The 18,065-nt window shown below is 70.3% G+C and carries 15 protein-coding genes; 2 read left to right on the top strand and 13 right to left on the bottom strand.

What is annotated here, in order from left to right:
* The first annotated feature begins 68 nt into the window (after nt 1-68).
* Both LAJ50_RS06495 and LAJ50_RS06490 read left to right on the top strand, forming a co-directional pair.
* A complete protein-coding gene (locus LAJ50_RS06495; protein ID WP_138652878.1) occupies nt 69-1,082 on the top strand; it encodes a L,D-transpeptidase in 1,014 nt (337 codons plus the stop codon).
* A 4-nt stretch (nt 1,083-1,086) separates the two neighbouring features.
* Entirely contained in the window at nt 1,087-1,845 is a 759-nt protein-coding gene (locus tag LAJ50_RS06490) for a M23 family metallopeptidase (protein WP_138652880.1), read from the top strand.
* Between the two features lie 475 nt (nt 1,846-2,320).
* On the opposite strand, the gene tkt is transcribed toward LAJ50_RS06490, so the two are convergent.
* The 13 genes from tkt to LAJ50_RS06425 all read right to left on the bottom strand — a co-directional run bounded on the left by tkt (nt 2,321) and on the right by LAJ50_RS06425 (nt 18,058).
* Nucleotides 2,321-4,330 (bottom strand): transketolase, encoded by a 2,010-nt coding sequence (gene tkt, locus LAJ50_RS06485; RefSeq protein ID WP_138652882.1) that lies wholly within the window; start codon nt 4,328-4,330, stop codon nt 2,321-2,323.
* A gap of 220 nt (nt 4,331-4,550) precedes the next feature.
* Nucleotides 4,551-5,825 (bottom strand): dicarboxylate/amino acid:cation symporter, encoded by a 1,275-nt coding sequence (locus LAJ50_RS06480; protein WP_130551684.1) that lies wholly within the window; start codon nt 5,823-5,825, stop codon nt 4,551-4,553.
* Between the two features lie 116 nt (nt 5,826-5,941).
* Nucleotides 5,942-7,696: a BatD family protein gene (locus LAJ50_RS06475; RefSeq protein ID WP_138652884.1), complete on the bottom strand. Its 1,755-nt coding sequence runs from the start codon at nt 7,694-7,696 to the stop codon at nt 5,942-5,944.
* Nucleotides 7,696-9,450, bottom strand: coding sequence for a tetratricopeptide repeat protein (locus LAJ50_RS06470; protein WP_138652886.1), 1,755 nt, complete (start codon nt 9,448-9,450; stop codon nt 7,696-7,698). The genes LAJ50_RS06475 and LAJ50_RS06470 overlap by 1 nt, the downstream gene beginning before the upstream one ends.
* Complete coding sequence (locus LAJ50_RS06465) at nt 9,447-10,463, bottom strand: VWA domain-containing protein (RefSeq protein WP_138652888.1); 1,017 nt, start codon at nt 10,461-10,463, stop codon at nt 9,447-9,449. The genes LAJ50_RS06470 and LAJ50_RS06465 overlap by 4 nt, the downstream gene beginning before the upstream one ends.
* Nucleotides 10,460-10,918, bottom strand: coding sequence for a DUF4381 family protein (locus LAJ50_RS06460; protein ID WP_224096497.1), 459 nt, complete (start codon nt 10,916-10,918; stop codon nt 10,460-10,462). The genes LAJ50_RS06465 and LAJ50_RS06460 overlap by 4 nt, the downstream gene beginning before the upstream one ends.
* Nucleotides 10,915-11,856: a DUF58 domain-containing protein gene (locus LAJ50_RS06455; protein ID WP_224096496.1), complete on the bottom strand. Its 942-nt coding sequence runs from the start codon at nt 11,854-11,856 to the stop codon at nt 10,915-10,917. The genes LAJ50_RS06460 and LAJ50_RS06455 overlap by 4 nt, the downstream gene beginning before the upstream one ends.
* A 112-nt stretch (nt 11,857-11,968) precedes the next feature.
* A complete protein-coding gene (locus tag LAJ50_RS06450) occupies nt 11,969-12,994 on the bottom strand; it encodes a MoxR family ATPase (RefSeq protein ID WP_138654500.1) in 1,026 nt (341 codons plus the stop codon).
* 208 nt (nt 12,995-13,202) lie between these two features.
* Nucleotides 13,203-15,071, bottom strand: a complete 1,869-nt coding sequence (locus LAJ50_RS06445) for a type IV pilus secretin PilQ family protein (RefSeq protein ID WP_138654502.1) — start codon at nt 15,069-15,071, stop codon at nt 13,203-13,205.
* A gap of 14 nt (nt 15,072-15,085) precedes the next feature.
* Nucleotides 15,086-15,625, bottom strand: a complete 540-nt coding sequence (locus LAJ50_RS06440; protein ID WP_138654504.1) for a pilus assembly protein PilP — start codon at nt 15,623-15,625, stop codon at nt 15,086-15,088.
* Nucleotides 15,622-16,293: a type 4a pilus biogenesis protein PilO gene (locus tag LAJ50_RS06435; RefSeq protein WP_138654506.1), complete on the bottom strand. Its 672-nt coding sequence runs from the start codon at nt 16,291-16,293 to the stop codon at nt 15,622-15,624. The genes LAJ50_RS06440 and LAJ50_RS06435 overlap by 4 nt, the downstream gene beginning before the upstream one ends.
* Entirely contained in the window at nt 16,290-17,003 is a 714-nt protein-coding gene (locus LAJ50_RS06430; protein ID WP_138654508.1) for a PilN domain-containing protein, read from the bottom strand. Before LAJ50_RS06430 ends, LAJ50_RS06435 begins: the two co-directional genes overlap by 4 nt.
* The gene (locus LAJ50_RS06425; protein ID WP_224096495.1) at nt 17,003-18,058 is read right to left on the bottom strand and encodes a pilus assembly protein PilM; all 1,056 of its coding nucleotides are present in this window, start codon (nt 18,056-18,058) and stop codon (nt 17,003-17,005) included. Before LAJ50_RS06425 ends, LAJ50_RS06430 begins: the two co-directional genes overlap by 1 nt.
* Nucleotides 18,059-18,065 lie beyond the last annotated feature (7 nt).

Below are 18,065 nucleotides of genomic sequence, written 5' to 3'. Positions count from 1 at the left end.
GGGATTTTCACACGGATGCCGCGCACCGCGTGCGCATGGTGCGGCCAATCCCATGACTGGAGGGTTGCATGACCCGTGCCGTTCCGCTGCTGCCGAGCCTGCTCGCGCTCGCCCTGATCGCCCCCCTGCAAGCGCACGCCTCGCAGGCCAGCGCACCCGCCGCCACGGCGCACGCCGCCGCGACACCCGACACGCCGGACCCGGCGCGCGCCAACGACGCGGCCACGGTCGACGGCGCCTCCGGCCTGCTGCGCCTGCAGGTGCTGCTGGACCGGGCGAACTTCTCCCCGGGCGAGATCGACGGCCAGGCCGGCTCGAACCAGCAGCGGGCCCTGCGCGGCTACCAGGCCGCACACGGCCTGGCGGTCACCGGCCAGCCCGACGCGGCGACCTGGCAGGCCCTGAACGCCGATACCAAGCCGGTCGTCGCCAGCTATACCCTGACCGCCGACGACGTGGCCGGCCCGTTCGTACAGATCCCCAAGCAGATCGCCAAACAGGCCGGCCTGGAGGCGCTGGGCTACACCTCGCTGGCCGAGGCCCTGGGCGAACGCTTCCACGTCTCGCCGCAGACGCTGCAACAGCTCAACCCCGGCCTGGACCTGGCCACGGCCAAGGCCGGCACGGTGGTCAAGGTCACCAACGTGCTCGGCGCCGAGCCGCTGGCCAAGGCCGCGCGCGTGGTGGTGGACAAGTCCGATTCCACGCTCAGCCTGCTCGACGCCCAGGGCAAGGTGTATGCGCAGTTCCCGGTGACCTCCGGCAGCGTGCATGACCCGCTGCCGATCGGGCAGTGGAAGATCCTGGGCATCTCGCGCGATCCGACCTTCCACTACAACCCCAAGCTGTTCTGGGATGCGAAGAAGGGCGACAAGAAGGCCACCATCGCCGCCGGCCCCAACAACCCGGTGGGCCGGGTGTGGATCGACCTGTCCAAGGACCACTACGGCCTGCACGGCACGCCCGAACCCCGCAACGTGGGCAAGACCCAGTCCCACGGCTGCGTGCGCCTGACCAACTGGGACGTGCTCAAGCTCGCCGATGCGGTGGACGCGAGCGTGCCGGTGACCTTCCAGGAGTGAAGCGATGAGATTCCTGCTGACGCTGTTGCTGGGCATCGTGATCGGCGCGGTCGGCCTGCGCCTGGTCGAGCGCACCCACGCCCTGCGCGCGGTCGGGCTGGACGTGCAGCCCACCTCTACCCCGGGCACCGCCGCGGCGGCCGTCGACGCCGCCGTCGCACAGGCCGCGCCGACGACGCCTGCCCTGCAGATGGTCGGCGACGTGCAGCCCACGCGCATCGCGGTCGAACCGGTCTCGCCGCAGGCGCCGGTGGGCGATGACACCGATGCGCCCGCCGTGCCGGCCGTGGCACCGCCGCAGGTTCGCGCGCCTGACGACGGCCAGGGCCTGTTGGTGCCGGTGCAGGGCGTGCAGCGCAGTGCGCTGCGCGACACCTTCACCGACGCGCGCAGCGCCGGACGCGTGCACGATGCGATCGACATCATGGCGCCGGCCGGCACGCCGGTGCTGGCCGTCGCCGATGGCACGGTGGAGAAGCTGTTCGACAGCAAGCGCGGCGGGCTGACGATCTATCAGTTCGAACCGAGCGGCCGGCTTGCCTATTACTACGCGCATCTGCAGCGCTACGCCGACGGCCTGCAGGAGAAGCAGGCGATCAAGCGCGGCCAGGTGATCGGCTATGTCGGCAGCACCGGCAACGCCAGCCCCGACGCGCCGCACCTGCACTTCGCCATTTTCCAGCTCGGCCCGGAAAAGCAGTGGTGGAAGGGCACTGCGGTCAATCCCTACCCGGTGCTGCACGACGGCGCGCCTGTGCCCTGAGCAGGACGCCCACGAACCACTCAGGAAGCTCGTTGTCGGAGTGCGGAACCGGCAAAAGCCAACCGCTTCGCCCCCGGGCCTCGACTCGGCCGGGCACGCTCCTCGGCTCGGTCCGCCCTCCTGGCGGACCCACCGCCGCGGGCCATTCCAGGGCCCGCTCTCCGCGCGCCCGGCCGGATCGAGGCGCGGTGAGCGGATGGATCGGGACTTCCTTTGACTTTCGATCCGAAGTCTCTTCGCCCGACGCGCGAGGCAGCGGTTCGGCGGGCGGGGGCCGCGCCTAGCGAGGCAGGACGCCGAGCGCCCGAGTCAGGGCAGGATGCCCTGATCGAGGGATAAGCCGCCCCCGCCCGCCGGACCGCTGCCCCTCCGAAGCTCGAACGCCTAAATGCTTCTCTCGCCCAGGCGAGAGATAGACCAAGAAAAAGCCGGGCAATGCCCGGCTTCTTCATGGACATCGCGATGGCGAAGGACTTCAGCCCTCGACCACGCTCTGCGCCGCTTCGACCACGTGGTCGGCGGTGAAGCCGAAATACGGGAACAGCTTCTCCGCCGGGGCCGACTCGCCGAAGCTCGTCATGCCCACGATCGTGCCATCCAGACCCACGTACTTGAACCAGAAATCGGTCGAGGCCGCCTCCACCGCCACGCGGGCGCGGATCGAGCGCGGCAGCACCGACTCCCGGTAGGCCTCGTCCTGGCGATCGAACACGTTGGTGCACGGCATCGACACCAGACGCGTCGGGATGCCCGCGGCCTGCAGCTTCTCGCGCGCCTCCGAGGCGATGCCGACCTCCGAACCGGTTGCGATCAGGATCACCTTGGCGGTGCCGCCCTCGGCCTCGGCCAGCACATAGCCGCCGCGGTAGATGCCTTCGATCTCGGCCTTGCCGCGCGGCTGGGGCTTCAGGTTCTGGCGGCTGAAGATCAGGCAGCTCGGGCCGTCCTGACGCGCGAGCGCCGCCTTCCAGCTGGCTGCCGTCTCGGCCGCATCGCACGGGCGCCAGACATCGTTGTGCGGGATCAGGCGCAGGCTGGCCAGATGCTCGACCGGCTGGTGCGTCGGGCCGTCCTCGCCCAGGCCGATCGAATCATGCGTGTAGACGTGCAGCACATGGCTGCGCATCAGCGCACTCATGCGCAGCGCGTTGCGCGCGTAGTCGCTGAAGGTCAGGAAGGTCGCATCGAACGGAATGAATCCGCCGTGCTGGGCGATGCCGTTGGCGATGGCCGACATGCCGAACTCACGCACGCCGTAATGCACGTAGTTGGCGTCCGGGTCGTCGCCGACGGCGGTCTTGGCGCTCTTCCACAGGGTCAGGTTGGACGGCGCCAGGTCGGCCGAACCGCCGACGATCTCCGGCAGCAGGCCGGTGTAGAACTCGATCGCCTGCTGCGAGGCCTTGCGCGAGGCGATGTCGGGCATGTCGGCCTGGACCTTGGCGATGTAGGCATCGGCCTTGGCCAGGAAATCGTCGGGCAGCTTGGCGTGCGAGCGGCGCGCCAGCTCGGCGGCCTGGGCCGGGTACTGCTTGGCGTACTTGTCGAACAGCTGCTCCCACTCGGCCTGGCGCAGGCTGCCCGCGCCGGTGGCGCGCCAGCCGTCGTAGATCTCCTTGGGGATCTCAAAGGCCGGGTACGGCCAGTCCAGCGCCTTGCGCGTGGCTTCCACCTCGTCCTTGCCCAGCGCCGAGCCGTGGCTGGACTCCTTGCCGGCCTTGTTGGGCGAGCCGAAGCCGATCGTGGTCTTGCACGCGATCAGGGTCGGCTTGTCGGTGACCTCCAGGGCCTCGTCGATGGCGGCCTTGATGGCATCGGCGTCCTGGCCGTCGATCGGGCCGATGGTGTGCCAGCCGTAGGCGCGGAAGCGCGCCGGGGTGTCGTCGGTGAACCAGCCGTCGGTCTCGCCGTCGATGGAGATGTGGTTGTCATCCCAGAAGGCGACCAGCTTGCCCAGACCCAGCGTGCCGGCCAGCGAAGCGGCCTCGTGCGAGATGCCTTCCATCATGCAGCCGTCGCCCATGAACACCCAGGTGCGGTGGTCCACGACCTGGTACTCGGGGCGGTTGTAGTGCTGGGCCAGCAGCTTCTCGGCCAGGGCGAAGCCGACCGCGTTGGCGAAGCCCTGCCCGAGCGGACCGGTGGTGGTCTCGATGCCGGGGGTGATGTGGCTTTCCGGATGACCCGGGGTCTTGGAATGCAGCTGGCGGAAGTTCTTCAGTTCCTCGATCGGCAGGTCGTAGCCGGTCAGGTGCAGCAGCGCGTACTGCAGCATCGAGCCGTGGCCGTTGGACAGCACGAAGCGGTCGCGGTTGAACCACTTGGGGTTGTTGGGGTTGTGGCGCAGGTAGTCGTTCCACAGCACCTCGGCGATGTCGGCCATGCCCATGGGCATGCCGGGATGGCCGGAGTTGGCGGCCTGCACCGCATCGGCGGCGAGGAAACGGATGGCGTTGGCGAGCTGACGGCGGGTCGGAGCGGACATGTCAGGGACTGGGGCGAAAGCGGCGCGGGAGGCACCAGGGACGCCTATTGTCCCATGAGGCACGGTTCGGAACGAGTGAGGCGGGGAGCGCCGCGGAGTGAGAAGCGAGTGAAAGCCCGGCCAGGGCGGCTTCCCAGGTTCAAGGCATCCGTTCGGCCTCGATCCCCGCTCGTCCAGGCGGCGGCGCCTTGGCGCCTGTCCTGCCCGCTTCGCTCGCGCCTCACTCCTCGCCCTTGGCCACCAGCGTGGCCAGGACCAGATCGCCGGTCGTATTGAGCGTGGTCCGGCACATGTCCAGGAAGCGGTCCACGCCCAGGATGATGCCGATGCCTTCCGGCGGCACCCCGACCATGCCGCAGATCAACGCCACCACCGGCAGCGAACCGGCCGGCACGCCGGCGGTGCCCACCCCGCCCAGGATGCAGACGAACATCACCGTCAGCTGCTGCAGCAGGGTCAGTTCGACGCCGAAGAACTGCGCCAGGAACAGCACCGTGACGCCCTCGAACAGCGCCGTGCCGTTCTGGTTGGCGGTGGCGCCCACGGTCAGCACGAAGCGCGAGACCTTGCGCGGCAGCCGCAGGTTGTCCTCGGCCACGCGCAGCGAGGTCGGCAGGGTCGCATTGGACGAGGCGGTGGAGAAGGACAGCACCATCACCTCGCGCACCGCGCCGAACCACTTCACCGGCGACCAGCCGGCCCACTTCAGCAGCGCCGAATACACCACGAACATGTGCAGCGCCAGGGCCAGCACCACCACGCCGACATAGGCGCCCAGCCGGATCAGCAGCTCCCAGCCGAACAGCGCGGCCAGGTTGAACATGAAACAGAACACCGCGTACGGCGCCAGCCGGATCACCAGGGTGATCAGAGTCATGGAGATCTCGAACAGGCCCTCCACCGCGTTGCGGAACGCCTCGGTCTTGTCGCTGCGGGTCAGCACCACGCCCACGCCGACCATCAGCGCGAAGAACATCACGCCCATGAAGTTGCCGCCCGCCGCCGCGGTGACCACGTTGGCCGGCACCAGCGAGAGCAGCATGCCGGCCCCGCCCGGCGCGTCCTTGCCCTTGCTGATGATCGAGTCGGCCCGCTCGGCCCCGGCGGCCAGCATCTGCTGGGCGGTGGCCGGGTCGGTGCCCGCGCCAGGCTTGAGCAGGTTGACCAGCACCAGGCCCAGCACCACCGCGATGCCCGAGGCCAGGACCGTGAAGCCCAGCGTGCGCCAGCCGATGCGCCCCAGCGCGCGCACGTCGCCCATTTCCGAGATGCCCACCACCAGCGCCGAGAACAGCAGCGGCAGCACCAGCATGAAGATCAGGTTGAGGAACAGCTTGCCCGCCGGATCGGTCACCGCGGTGACCTGCTGCACCCAGCCGGCGTCGGCGCCGACGGTGGCATGCACGATCAGGCCCAGCGTCAGGCCGAGCACGAAGCCGATCATCATCTTCCAATGCAAGGGCAGCCTGGACTTGCCGGAAGCGGCGTCGGTCATGCGCGGAATCCTGGGGTTTTAGGGCAAACAGGCACTGTAGCAAGGCCGCGCGCCCGCCTGCGGGGCGCGGAACGACAATGACCGAACTGACAGCCTGGACCGCGCGTGCGGCGCGCTCAGCGCCTGGGATACAGCGGCGCCAGCGCCTCCCCCTGCGCCGACGCCGCGGCCGGCACCCGCCAGGTCGGCCCGCTGGCGAAGGCCTGGCGCAGCAGCGCACGCGCCTGGGCGCCATCGCCGTCGGCCCAGCGCGCGCGACGCAGCGCGTCGATCGCCTGCCGCTGCGCCGGATCGGCCAGCTGCGCGCAGACCGCGTCTAGGTCGCGCGCCGGCGACGGCGCCATGCCGATCAGGATCTCGCCGACCTCGTCCAGCGTGCCGGTGTCCAAGGCACGGCGAAGATCGGGCAGGCCATGGCGCGCACGCGGCACGGACGGGGCCGCCGGTATCGCGCTCGCGCGTGATGCTGCCGTCGCGGGCACGGGCCGCGGCCGGCGCAGGAACCACACCAGGGTGCCCAGCCACAGCAGGCCGAACACCGCGGTCAGTGCGATCCAGGGCCACAGGCGGCCGGCCGTCGATTCGGCGCCAAGGTCCGTGGCCTGCAACGCACTGTTGCCGCTGGCCTGCGGCGCGGCGACGTCGGCGGCCGGCGCAGGCGCGGGCAAGGTGGCGTTCGCGAAGCTCCCCGACCCGGCGGCGACCTCCAGCTGCATGTCCGGCAGCGCCGCGGTCCTGGCCGCATCGGCTTTGACATCCCACCAGTCCAGCTTGATGCCCGGCAGGGCCAGCCTGCCGGCGCCGTTGGGCACGATCGAATAGCGTCGGGTGATCTTCACCACCGGCGTGGCGCCGTCGAAGCTGTCCTCGTACTGGGCCGGCTCGGCGAACACCTGGGCGCCGTCCACGCTCGGCGTGGGCAGGTCCGGCAGCTGCGCGCGGGTGGCGCCGCGCGCCACCGCCTCGACCACGAAGCTGGAGGCCTGGCCGGCCTTGAGCTCGCGCGGCGCGCTGGCATAGCGCAGGCGCAGGTCGGCCAGCGGCAGCCATGGCTGCGGCGCGCTGTCCGGCTGCGGCTGCACGCGCAGGGTCTGGGCCTGGCCGACCGCGCTCAGGTCGCTGCGCTGGCCCATGCCGAGCATGCTGTCGAAGAAGCCACCGCCGCCGGCGGCGCGGCCGGTGAAGCGCGCGGCCGGCAGCTGCAGGTCGCCGCTGCGGTCGGGCACAAGCAGGAAGTGGCGTTCGACCACGTTGTAGCGGCGACCATTGACCTCGCGCGTGGACTGCACATCCTCGCCCACCCGCTGCAGCGAAGTGCCCTGCGGCGCGTCGATGTCCAGTTGCCCGGACACCAGCGGCACGGCGTAGAACAGGCGCAGGGTCACCCCGACGGTCTGCTGCACGTAGGGCGTGGGGTCGTCGACCTGGGTCTCGATGTAGGCATTGCTGCTGCCGGGCTGTGCGGCGGGCGCGTCGGTCACGCGCAGGCCCAGCGGCGGGGTGCGCTGGCCGTTGACCTCCAGCGCCGGCACGGTCAGCTCACCGGTGCGGCGCGGCTGCAGGGTGATGGCCAGCACGACCGAGCGCGAGATACGGCCGTTGACCATCTGCATCTGGCGACTGGTCGAGGTGTCGACCACCGAGAAGTCGCGCTGCAGCGGCGTCAGGTCCGGCTGGCCGAAGTCCTGGTCGCTTTCGATGCTCAGCACCACCGGCTGGCCGATCGCCGCGCGCGAGCGGTCCAGCCAGGCGCGCGTCTGCGCCAGCGCCGGCAGCGCCGCGGTCAGCAGCACCAGCGCCAGCAGCGCGATGGCGGCGAAGGGCAACGGCGCGCGCGCAGGGCGCGTTGGTGTGGAAGCGGCCGGTTGCATCATTCTCCTTCCCTCTGGCGTCGCTGGTACTCGAGCTGGAACTTGGCCCGCAGCAGGCCGCCCGGATCGTCCGGCACGCGCCGCAGCCAGGCTTCGGTGGCCTGGCGCTGCTCGCGCTCGGCCGCGGTCTCCGGCTTGGCCTGGCCCGCCTTCTGCTGCGCGCCCTGCCCCGCCTGCTGCTGCATCGCCTGCTGCATGCGCGCGCGCTGGGCCGCGTCGGCGGCCTGCTGCTCTCGCTGCTGTTCGGCGGCCGACCTGGGCGCCTCGGGCTTGGCGTCGCCGGAGGAGTTCTTCGCGCCCTTGTCGGCGTCCTGCTTGTCTTGCTGCTGCTTGTCTTGCTGATCCTGGCCCGGCTTGTCGTCCTGCTTGCCGTCGGACGACGGCTGCTGTCCGGACTTCTGCTCGGGCGGCTGCTTGCCCTGGTCGCCGCCCTGCCCGCCCTGACCACCGGCCGGCGGCTGCCGCTTGCGCGCGGCCTCGACCGCGGCGCGGTTGGCGATGGCGTCTTCCATCCCCGGCTGGTGTTGCAGCGCCTTGTCATAGGCGGCGATCGCCTCGTCGTACTTGCCCTGCTTGGCCAGCGCGTTGCCGAGGTTGTACAGGCCATCGGCCGAGTCCAGGCCGGAGAAGTCCGAGGTGGCCGCGGCATAGTCGCCGCCGCGGTAGGCCTTGGCGCCCTGTTCGATGCGGGCATGGGCCTGCTGATCGGCGCGCTGCCACCAGTCCACCGCCTGCGCGGGCTGCGCCATCGGCAGCACCGCGCACAGCGCCAGCGCCGCCAGCACGCCGCCGCGGCGGAACGCGAGCAGCACCAGCAGCATCAGCGCCGGCAGCAGCCAGTAGCCCTGATCCAGCCAGGCGCTGCCCTTTTCGCCGCGGGCGGCGCTGGCGTCTTCGGACGGGGGGTCGAGCACGCCCAGCGCCCGCAGGTCGGCGTCGTCGCTGCGCAGCACCTGGAAGCGCCCGCCGCCGGCCGCCGCCAGCCGCTGCAGCGAGGCCGCATCCAGCTGCGCGCGGCCGAACTGGCCATCGGCCTGGCGGTAGGCCGCGCCGGCAGGCGTCCCCAGGCCCAGCACCGAGACGCTGAAGCCAGCGTCGAGGGCGCGCCTGGCGGCGCCATTGGCGGCCGGATCGGCGTGGTCGGTCAACACCAGGATCTGGCCGCGGTCGAACCCGGCGTTTCGCAGCAGGCCCTCGGACCAGAGGATCGCCCGGCGCGCATCGCTGCCCTGCACCGGCATGATCGCCGGGTCCAGCGCGTCCAGGAACAGCGCCACATTGGCCGCATCGTCGGTCAGCGGCGCCACGGTGAACGGCTCACCCGCGTAGGCCACCAGCGCGACCTGACCACCGGCCCGTTCGCGCAGCAGCGTGGCCAGCTTGGCGCGGGCCTGCAGCAGGCGCGAGGGCGGCAGGTCGTTGGCGGCGATCGCATCGGACAGGTCCAGCGCCACCACCAGCGGCGCACGCGTCTGCCACAGCGGCTGTTCGCTGCGCTGCCAGCTCGGCCCGGCCAGGGCCAGCGTCGCCAGCACCCAGGCCAGCACGATGCCGACCAGCCCCAGCACCTGCGCGCGGCCGCCGCCGACCTGCAGATGCACCAGCAGATGCTGATCGACCAGGCCGCGCCAGGCGTTAGCGCGCTGCTGGCGCCGTCGCCACAGCCACCACAGCGCCGGCAGCGCGGCCAGGGCCAACAGCCACCACGGCCGCAGGAAGTGGAAATCCGCCAGGGCCTGCACCAGCGCGCTCATGTGCGCAGCCCCCGCCAAGCCAATGCCAGCAGGCCCAGGCCCAGCGCGCACGCCAGCGGCAGCGGATAGCGCTCGATGCGAGGCTGCACCGCGCGGCCCGGTCGCGAGATCGGCTCGATCCGGTCCAGCTCCGAATAGATGCCGGCCAGCTCACCCGTATCACGGGCGCGGAAGAAGCGGCCGCCGGTGGCCTGGGCGATGCGGCGCAGGCCGTCCTCGTCAATGTCGTCCTGCCCCTGCAGCCCCAGGCGCATGCCGAACACCGACATCCCCCCGCCACCGCCGAAGGCGATGGTGTGGATGCGCACGCCCTCGTGCGCGGCCAGTTCGGCCGCTTTTTCAGGGTCCAACGCGCCGGCGTTGCTGACACCGTCGGTGAGCAGGATCAGTACGCGCTGGCCTTCGGGCTGGGCGGCCAGGCGCTTGACCGCCAGGCCGATGGCATCGCCGATGGCCGTCTCGCGTCCGGCCAGCCCGCTGAACGTATCGCGTAGCTGGTCGCGCACCGAATCGCGGTCCAGCGTCAGCGGCGCCACCGCGTAGGCGCGGCTGCCGAACACCAGCAGGCCGACGCGGTCGCCCACGCGGCGGTCCAGGAAGTCGGCGAGCACCGCCTTGGCCGCGGTCAGCCGGTCGACCGGGCTGCCGCCCAGCTCCATATCGGTCTCACGCATGCTGCCGGACAGGTCGACGGCCAGCATCAGGTCGCGCCCGGTCTGCGGCGGCGTGACCGCCTCGCCCAGCTGCTGCGGCCGCGCGGCCGCCGCGCACAGCAACAGCCAGGCCGCGGCGGCCAGCCAGTTGATGCGGAAGCGTCGCGCGGTGGCCGCCGCGACCACGATGCCATCCAGCGCATCGCCGTAGGGCACGCGCAGCGCCGGCGACCGGCTGCGCACCGCCGGCAGCAGCCAGGTCACCAGCCAGGGCAATGGCAGCGCCAGCCACATCCACGGCCAGGCGAAGCCGCCGAAGAACAGCCTGAAATCGTGCATCCACTGCGCCAGGAGGCTCATCGGCGGCCCTCCATCAGCTGCACGAAACGCGCCGCGGCCAACGCCCGCAGCGCCTCCAGCTGACCCGGATCGACGCGCGGGCGATAACCGCCGTCGAGCAGCAGTGCGCCTGCTCCCTCGCTGAACGCACGCTCCTTCCGGCCGTCCAGGAAGCGCAGCCAGGCCATGCCCTGCAGGCGGTCGGCGCGCGGATCGACCCGGCGCGCGGCGCGGCGCAGCAGCTGCGAGGCCGCCGCGACCTGCTCCGGCGGCGCCAGGCCGCCGTGGCATTCGACCTCGAACAGGCGCCGCCAGCGCGCGCGCCGCCGGCGGCGCCAGGCGCGCCACAGCAGCGGCACGGCCACCAGCGCCGCGACGGCCAGCAGCACCAGCCACCAGCCAAGCGCCGGCGGCCACCAGCTCGGCGCCGGCGGCACGTGCACATCGCGCAACACCAGGGGCGCGGGCGCGCTCATGCTGTTGCCGGTGCCGTGGCACGCGCCAGCAACGGCAGCCAGGCATCGCTCGGCGCGTCGGCGCGCAGCGCCGTGATGCGCACGCCACGCGTGGGCAGCTGCGTGAGCGCCGCCTCCAAGGGCTGGACGAAGGTCCGGCCCCAGCGCTGCCGCTGCGCGGCGCTGGCCAGGTCCAGTTCGACCCGGTGCTCACCGCTCTGGAACGGCAGCGACGCGCGCGGCGGGGACTGTTCCAGCGCATCGGTCATCAGCAGCACGATGACCTCGCCGCGCGCCGCCAGCGCCGACCAGCGCAGCTCGGGGATCTGCGCCAGGCTGCGGGGATCGGCCAGGACGATCAGGCGCGAACCGGGGCGCAGCACGCGCTGCGCATGCTCCAGCGCGACGGCCAGGCCCTCATCGTCGTCCGGCCGCTGCGCATACCAGCGCGTCAGCGCGTCGAGCGTGCGCAGCGCGCCGCGCGTGCCGCCGGCCGGCGGCGGGGAGGGATCGCGCCCGGCCCCGCGCAGGACCGCCACGCGATCGCCGTCGGCCACCGCGGCCCAGGCGGCCAGGGCGCCGGCGCGCGCGGCCTGCACCGATTTGAAGCGCACACGCGTGCCGAAGTACAGCGTCGGCGCGGTGTCGGCCACGATCAGCGTCAGCCGTTCGCGTTCGGCCTGGAACAGCTTGGTGTGCGGCTTGCCGCTGCGCGCCGTCAGGCGCCAGTCGATATGGCGCGCATCGTCGCCGGCGACATACTCGCGCGACTCGGCGTACTCCATGCCGCGCCCGCGCAGCGGCGAGGCGGCCGGGCCGCTGAGATGGTGGCTGCCGCGACGCGCGGCCGGGCGCCGCTGTGCCAGCGCACGCAGCTGCACCAGTTCGGCCAGCGTGGGGCGCAGGCCGTCGCCCGCAGAGCGCGCGGGAGCATCGTGCGGTGCGGAAACCGGGCTCACGACCATGGTCCCCGCGACCACGCGCCGTCCGGAGGGCCGCGACGCAGCGCGCGCTCGAGCCGGGCTGGGCAGAAGGGGATCATCGCGGCGTTCGCCTGTTCCGGCCTACGACTCAAGGCAGGGGCACCCGCTCGATCAGGGCCTCGACCAGCCGACCGCCATCCCAGCCCTCGGCCGTGGCCTCGTAACTGGGCAGCACGCGATGACGCAACACGTCGCCGGCGACCGCACGCACGTCCTCCGGGGTGACGAAGTCGCGACCGGCCAGCCAGGCATGCGCACGTGCGCAGCGCTCCAGCGCGATCGAGCCGCGCGGGCTGGCGCCCCAGGCGATGCGCCGGCCCAGCGCGGCGTCGTAGCGCGAAGCATCGCGCGAGGCCAGCACCAGCTCGATCAGGTAACGCTCCAGCGCCGGCGCCATGTGCAGGTCCAGCACTTCGCGCCGCGCTTCGAACACGTCGGCCAGCGGCATCTGCTGCAGCGGCTCGGCGACCGTGTCCAGCGCATCGCGGGCACGCTCGCGCGCCAGGCGCAGGATCTCCGACTCGGCCGCCGCTTCGGGGTAGCCGATCTTCACGTGCATCAGGAAGCGGTCCAGCTGCGCCTCGGGCAATGGGAAGGTGCCCTCCTGCTCGATCGGGTTCTGGGTGGCCATGACCAGGAACAGCGGTGGCAGCGGATAGGTATGCCGGCCCACCGTGACCTGGCGCTCGCCCATGGCCTCCAGCAGCGCCGATTGCACCTTGGCCGGCGCGCGGTTGATCTCATCGGCCAGCAGGATCGGATGGAAGATCGGCCCGGCCTGGAACTCGAAGCGCCCGTCCTGCGGCCGCCACACCTCGGTCCCGGTCAGGTCGGCAGGCAACAGGTCGGGCGTGAACTGCACGCGGGCGAAGCCGCCCTCCAGGCGCGCGGCCAGCGCGCGCACGGCCATGGTCTTGGCCAGACCGGGCGCCCCTTCCACCAGCAGGTGACCATCCGCCAGCAGCGCGATCAGCAGCCGGTCCACCAGCAGCTGCTGGCCCACGATGGTCGCCGACAGCGAAGCGCGCAACGCCATGAAGGCCTCGCGCAGGCGGCTGTCGGAGGCGGGCGCGGCAGGAGGCGCAGGCGGCGGGGCGGTGGGGGACTGTTCCATTGCGGCTCTCATGGTCGGGATCGGGCGCGGCGTTTCGACCGGGCCTGATCGAAAGGGTTCCGCGCACCACCTTACCTTGGGCCTCGCGTTCAGCGAAGCGCCATGCTCGTTCGAGCACTGGGGTCCTGCCCGCTCCTGACCCCACGCAGAGGGTTCGACATGAAAACGGGGCCGAACGGCCCCGTTTTCCTCACTGCTTCGGACCCGCTTACTGACGGACCGCGATCACCTTGGGCGTCACGAAGATCAGCAGCTCGGCCTTGTTCTTCTGCTTGCCCTGCTTCTTGAACAGGTTGCCGAGGAACGGGATGTCGGCCAGGAACGGCACCTTCGAGACCGAGGTCTGGTCGGTGAACTCGTAGACGCCGCCGATCACCACGGTCTGACCGTCCTCGACCAGCACGGCGGTGTTGATCTCGCGGCGGTTGAGCGTCGGCACCGTGCCGTAGCCGTCCAGAGTGATGTACTCGGCCACGTCGTCCTTCTTGACGAACATGTTCAGGAAGATGCGTCCGTCGTGAGTAATGGTCGGCGTGACCTTCAACTCCAACAACGCTTCCTTGAACTGCACATTGGGCGTGGCTGCCGCACCAGCCGTACCGCCGGTGATCGTGACATAGCCGATTTCCGTACCCTGCTTGATGTCGCCTTCGCGCTGGTTGGCCGTGATGATGCGAGGATTGGACACTACTTCGCCGCGGCCTTCTTCTTGAAGCGCGGAAAGTTCCAGATCCAAGTTAAAATTGGCACCTAGCAGTGTGTAAGCAATGCTCGACGGAGTGCCATTGGTGAAAGTCCCAGCCGGCATGTTTACATTGAGCCCAGCTGGTAACACACGGTCGTCACCATTTGCGATATTCACTACATCGCCGATGTTCCCGCCAATAATTTGGGTACGGTCGCCTGTTCGCTTGCCCGCGATGCCAAAGCGCGCCCCCAGGTCGCGGGCGAATGTATCGGTCGCCACCACGATGCGCGCCTCGATCAGCACCTGATCCACCGGACGATCGATCACGGCGATCAGCTCGCGCATCGAGGCGACCTTCTTCGGGATATCGCTGATCATCAGCGTATTGGTGCGCTCATCGGCGACCAGGCGGCCGCGTGGGGAGAGAAAGCCATTCTCCTGGTCGCTCTGGCCGCTGCCGCCACCGCTCTGCCCGCCGATGCCCTTGGCCTCGGTCAGCGCCTTGTAGATCTCGGTGGCGCTGTGATAGTTGATCTGCACGTAGTCGGTGATCAGGTCCTCGCGATTCTCGATCGCGATGCGCGCGTCTTCCTTGTCCTGCTCGAACTTGGCCAGCTCCGGCTGCGGTGCCACCCAGACCACGTTGCCGTCGCGGCGCTTGTCCAGCCCCTTGGCGCGCAGGACGATGTCCAGCGCCTGATCCCACGGCACGTTGACCAGACGCAGGGTCACGCTGCCCTGGACGGTGTCGGAGGCGACGATGTTGAGGTTGGACTCCTCGGCGATCAGCTGCAGGACGGTGCGCACCGGCACGTCCTGGAAGTTGAAGGTCACCGGCTTGCCGACATAGGGCTTGGCGCCGCCGGTGGCCAGTTGCGAGGTGCCGCGGCTTTGGGCCGCCGCGCCCATCGCGGGCTTGCTGGACTTCTGGCTGATCTCGACCACGTACTGGTCTTCGGTCTGGTAGGCCAGCGACTCCACCGCGCCCCGGATATCGAGCACCAGCTGCGCACCCTTGCCCGAGGCGTGGGCGTCGATGCGCTGCACGGGCGTGGCGAAGTCGGTGACGTTCATCGGGCGCTGCAGCGAGGCCGGCAGGATGACGTTGGCCATGTCGATGACGACCTTGCCCTCGTCGGTACGCAGGTCCGGCACCGCCCCCTTGCGGTCGAACTTGAGGATCAGGCGGCCCGCGCCATCCTCGCTGCGACGGAAGTCGACATCGGACACCTGGACCGGCGCAGCCTGGGCTGCGGCGGCCGGCGCGACGGCGGCGGCCAGCGCGGGCGCGGTCCCCGCCGCGAGTGCGAGCGCCAGCACCAGTGCACCCCACCGGTGTGCGGCCAGCCGCCGCAGGGGACGCAGGCCATGAACGTTGGAAGCGGTCATCGTGTATCCCCTAATCATTGGTCTAGCGTCACGGCCGCCGGACGTTCCAGCCAGCCACCGGCGCCGTCGGACACCAGTTCTACAAGGTTGATGCGGTCCTGCTGGACGTCGGTGACGCGTCCGTCGTTCTGGCCCAGGTAAGCGCCCGGCGACACGCGATAGGTCACCTTGTCTGGCGCCATCACCAGCGCGACGATGCCCGAACCACTGCCGAGGGTGCCGACCATCTTCAGGCTGTCCAGCGGGTACTGCTCGAGGGTTTCCTTGCGCCGGTTCGGATCCGGACGCAGGCCGCCGCCGGCATCGGACGTGGTCCAGGCCGTGCTGAAGGGATCGCGCAGGTTCTGGGCCGCGTATTCGAAGGTCTCGAACTGCTGCATCACCGGCAGCGGCTCCAGCGGCGGCGCCGGACGGGCGCGCACATCATTGACCCAGTTCTGAAGGTTGGGCGCATCGCCGGGCGTGCTGGTGATGCTGCGGCTGCAGCCGGCCAGCGCCGACAGCGCCAAGCCAGCCAGCAGGAGACGGGAGCGAGCGGAATGGACCCGGGTCATGGTGTGGTGCCTGCAGGTTGCGTGCCGGCGGCCGTAGCGGCCTTCTCCTGCGCGGCGGTCTCTTCCTCGTCGAGGTAGCGGTAGGTCTTGACCGTGCCGGACAGTTCGAGGTTGCCGTTGGCGATGCCCTGCTTCGGATCGACCGGCTGCAGCGAGATGTCGTGCATGGTCAGGATGACCACGCGCGGCAGCGAGGCCACGCCGCTGACGAACGCGCCGAACTGGTGGTAACTGCCGACCATGCGCAGGGCGATCGGCTTCTCGGCGTAGAACTCCTTCTGCGACTCCTCGCCGGGCTGGAACAGCTCGTTGGTCAGCCCGCTGGACAGCGCGGTCTGCGAGATGTCGACGATCAGGTCCGGCATTTCGGTCTTGCTGGGCAGCTGGCGCAGCATCTGCTGCAGCACCTGCTCCATCTGCGCCAGCTGCTGCTTGAGCGGCTGCAGATTGGCGGCGCGGCCGGCCTTCTGTTCGAACTCGCTACGCAGGGTGGACTCCTGGCTCTCCAGGCCCTCTAGTTCCTCGGCCTGCCCGCGGAACACCAGCAGGTAGGCGAGGATCAGCACGAGGGCGCCGACCAGCACGCAGAACCCGATCTTGTAGTTCCGCGGCCAGCCGCCGATGTTGTTGAAGTCCAGCTCGCTGATCTTGATCTTTCTCTGGCTCATGACGCCGGGCTCCCCTGGGTCTGCGGCGGCGTGGTGGCCTGGGGCGGCTGGCTGGTCGCCGGCGCCGCGGCGCCGGCCGGGGCCGCGGCGGGTGCCGCCGCCGGATCGGTCGCGGGCGCGGCGTTGGGATCGGCTGGGCTGGACAGTTCGACCTTCAGGCTGAACATATACGGCAGCGCCCGGCCGGCGACCGAGGTCGGCGCGGCCTGCCCCTGGCTTTCGGCCGCCTTGGCCTCGATCACCGACAGGTCCGGCTTGGTCATCCAGCCGGAGCCCTCCAGGTTGCGCATGTAGGTACTGACGCGCGCGTTGGATTGCGAGCGGCCCTGCAGGGTGAGGACATTGCCTTCCTGCTTGATGCTGGTCAGCACCACGCCGTCGGGGATGGTGCGCACCAGCGAGTCGAACAGGTGCACCATCTGCGAACGGTTGGCCTGCAGTTGCTCGATGACCTTCTTGCGGGCCAGCAGGCGATCCTTCTGCTTGTCCAGCGCGTCGATCTCGGTGATCTGCGCATCGACCTTGGCGATCTCGCCCTGCAGAAAGGCGTTGCGCTCGTTCTGGCCGTCGATCTGGCCGTTGTAGTAGAACCAGATGAAGAGCGCCAGCAACACCGAGATGGCCGCGGCCACGCCCAGCATGCCGTAGAACTCCTTCTGGCGTTGCGCGCGACGCTCTTCGCGCCACGGGAGCAGGTTGATCTTTGCCATCAGTCGAAGCTCCGCAGCGCCAGGCCGGTGGCGATCATCAGCGCCGGCGCGTCCTGGGCCAGGGCGTGCGCGTGGACCTTCGGTCCCAGCGTCATCTGCGCCAACGGGTTGGCCACCACGGTCGGCACGCCGAGTTGCTCCTCGACCATTTCCGGCAGGCCGGCCAGTGCGGCGCAGCCGCCGGCCAGCACGATCTGGTCGACGCGGTTGAACTCGCTGCCGGCGTAGAAGAACTGCAGCAGGCGGCTGACCTGCTGGACGGTGGCTTCCTTGAACGGCTCGAGCACCTCGATCTCGTAGCTTTCCGGCAGCCCGCCCTGGCGCTTGGCCATGCCGGCCTCTTCGTAGGTGAGTCCGTAGCGGCGCATCACCTCGTCGGTCAGCTGCTTGCCGCCGAAGACCTGCTCGCGGCTGTAGAGGCTGCGACCGCTGCGGATGACGTTGAGCGTGGTCATGGTGGCGCCGATGTCCACCAGCGCGACCACGCCGTCATGCGGGACCGGCAGGTCGCCGGCCAGCAGGGCGAAGGCGTTCTCGACCGCGAAGGCCTCCACGTCCATCACCTTGGCGGTCAGGCCGCCCAGCTCCAGCGCGGACTGGCGCAGCTCGACGTTCTCCGAGCGCGAGGCGGCCAGCAGCACCTGCACCATCTCCGGGTTGCCGGGCATCGGACCCAGGACCTCGAAGTCCAGGTTCACTTCCTCGATCGGGTACGGGATGTAGTTGACCGCCTCGAGTTCGATCTGGGCTTCCAGCTCGTCCTCGTCCAGGTCGGCGGGCATGGGGATGATCTTGGTGATCACCGCCGACCCGGCGACGGCGGCGGCATGCTTCACCTTGGTGCCGGCACGGTTGACGGCGCGGCGGATGGCCTCGCCGACCGCCTCGACCTCGACGATGTTCTTCTCCACCACCGCGTTGGGAGGCAGGGGTTCGACGGCGTAGTGCTCGACACGGAAGCGATTGCCCACGCGCGTGAGCTGCAGCAGCTTGACCGCAGTCGAACTGATATCCACGCCAAGCAGCGCAGATTGGCTTTTCGGGATGAGCCCCACGGTGTAT

The organism is Pseudoxanthomonas sp. X-1 (genome assembly GCF_020042665.1).
In the GTDB taxonomy this organism is placed as follows: Bacteria; Pseudomonadota; Gammaproteobacteria; order Xanthomonadales; family Xanthomonadaceae; genus Pseudoxanthomonas_A; species Pseudoxanthomonas_A spadix_A.
This window is presented reverse-complemented; position numbering and strand designations above follow the sequence as displayed.

Bases quoted from the DNA above. Each gene is read 5' to 3' on its own strand.
- LAJ50_RS06470 (WP_138652886.1), bottom strand. From the start codon at position 9,450: ATGAGCGCGCTGGTGCAGGCCCTGGCGGATTTCCACTTCCTGCGGCCG.
- LAJ50_RS06490 (WP_138652880.1), top strand. From the start codon at position 1,087: ATGAGATTCCTGCTGACGCTGTTGCTGGGCATCGTGATCGGCGCGGTC.
- LAJ50_RS06435 (WP_138654506.1), bottom strand. From the start codon at position 16,293: ATGAGCCAGAGAAAGATCAAGATCAGCGAGCTGGACTTCAACAACATC.
- LAJ50_RS06430 (WP_138654508.1), bottom strand. From the start codon at position 17,003: ATGGCAAAGATCAACCTGCTCCCGTGGCGCGAAGAGCGTCGCGCGCAA.
- LAJ50_RS06480 (WP_130551684.1), bottom strand. From the start codon at position 5,825: ATGACCGACGCCGCTTCCGGCAAGTCCAGGCTGCCCTTGCATTGGAAG.
- LAJ50_RS06495 (WP_138652878.1), top strand. From the start codon at position 69: ATGACCCGTGCCGTTCCGCTGCTGCCGAGCCTGCTCGCGCTCGCCCTG.
- tkt (WP_138652882.1), bottom strand. From the start codon at position 4,330: ATGTCCGCTCCGACCCGCCGTCAGCTCGCCAACGCCATCCGTTTCCTC.
- LAJ50_RS06465 (WP_138652888.1), bottom strand. From the start codon at position 10,463: ATGAGCCTCCTGGCGCAGTGGATGCACGATTTCAGGCTGTTCTTCGGC.
- LAJ50_RS06460 (WP_224096497.1), bottom strand. From the start codon at position 10,918: ATGAGCGCGCCCGCGCCCCTGGTGTTGCGCGATGTGCACGTGCCGCCG.
- LAJ50_RS06445 (WP_138654502.1), bottom strand. From the start codon at position 15,071: ATGACCGCTTCCAACGTTCATGGCCTGCGTCCCCTGCGGCGGCTGGCC.
- LAJ50_RS06450 (WP_138654500.1), bottom strand. From the start codon at position 12,994: ATGGAACAGTCCCCCACCGCCCCGCCGCCTGCGCCTCCTGCCGCGCCC.
- LAJ50_RS06475 (WP_138652884.1), bottom strand. From the start codon at position 7,696: ATGCAACCGGCCGCTTCCACACCAACGCGCCCTGCGCGCGCGCCGTTG.
- LAJ50_RS06440 (WP_138654504.1), bottom strand. From the start codon at position 15,625: ATGACCCGGGTCCATTCCGCTCGCTCCCGTCTCCTGCTGGCTGGCTTG.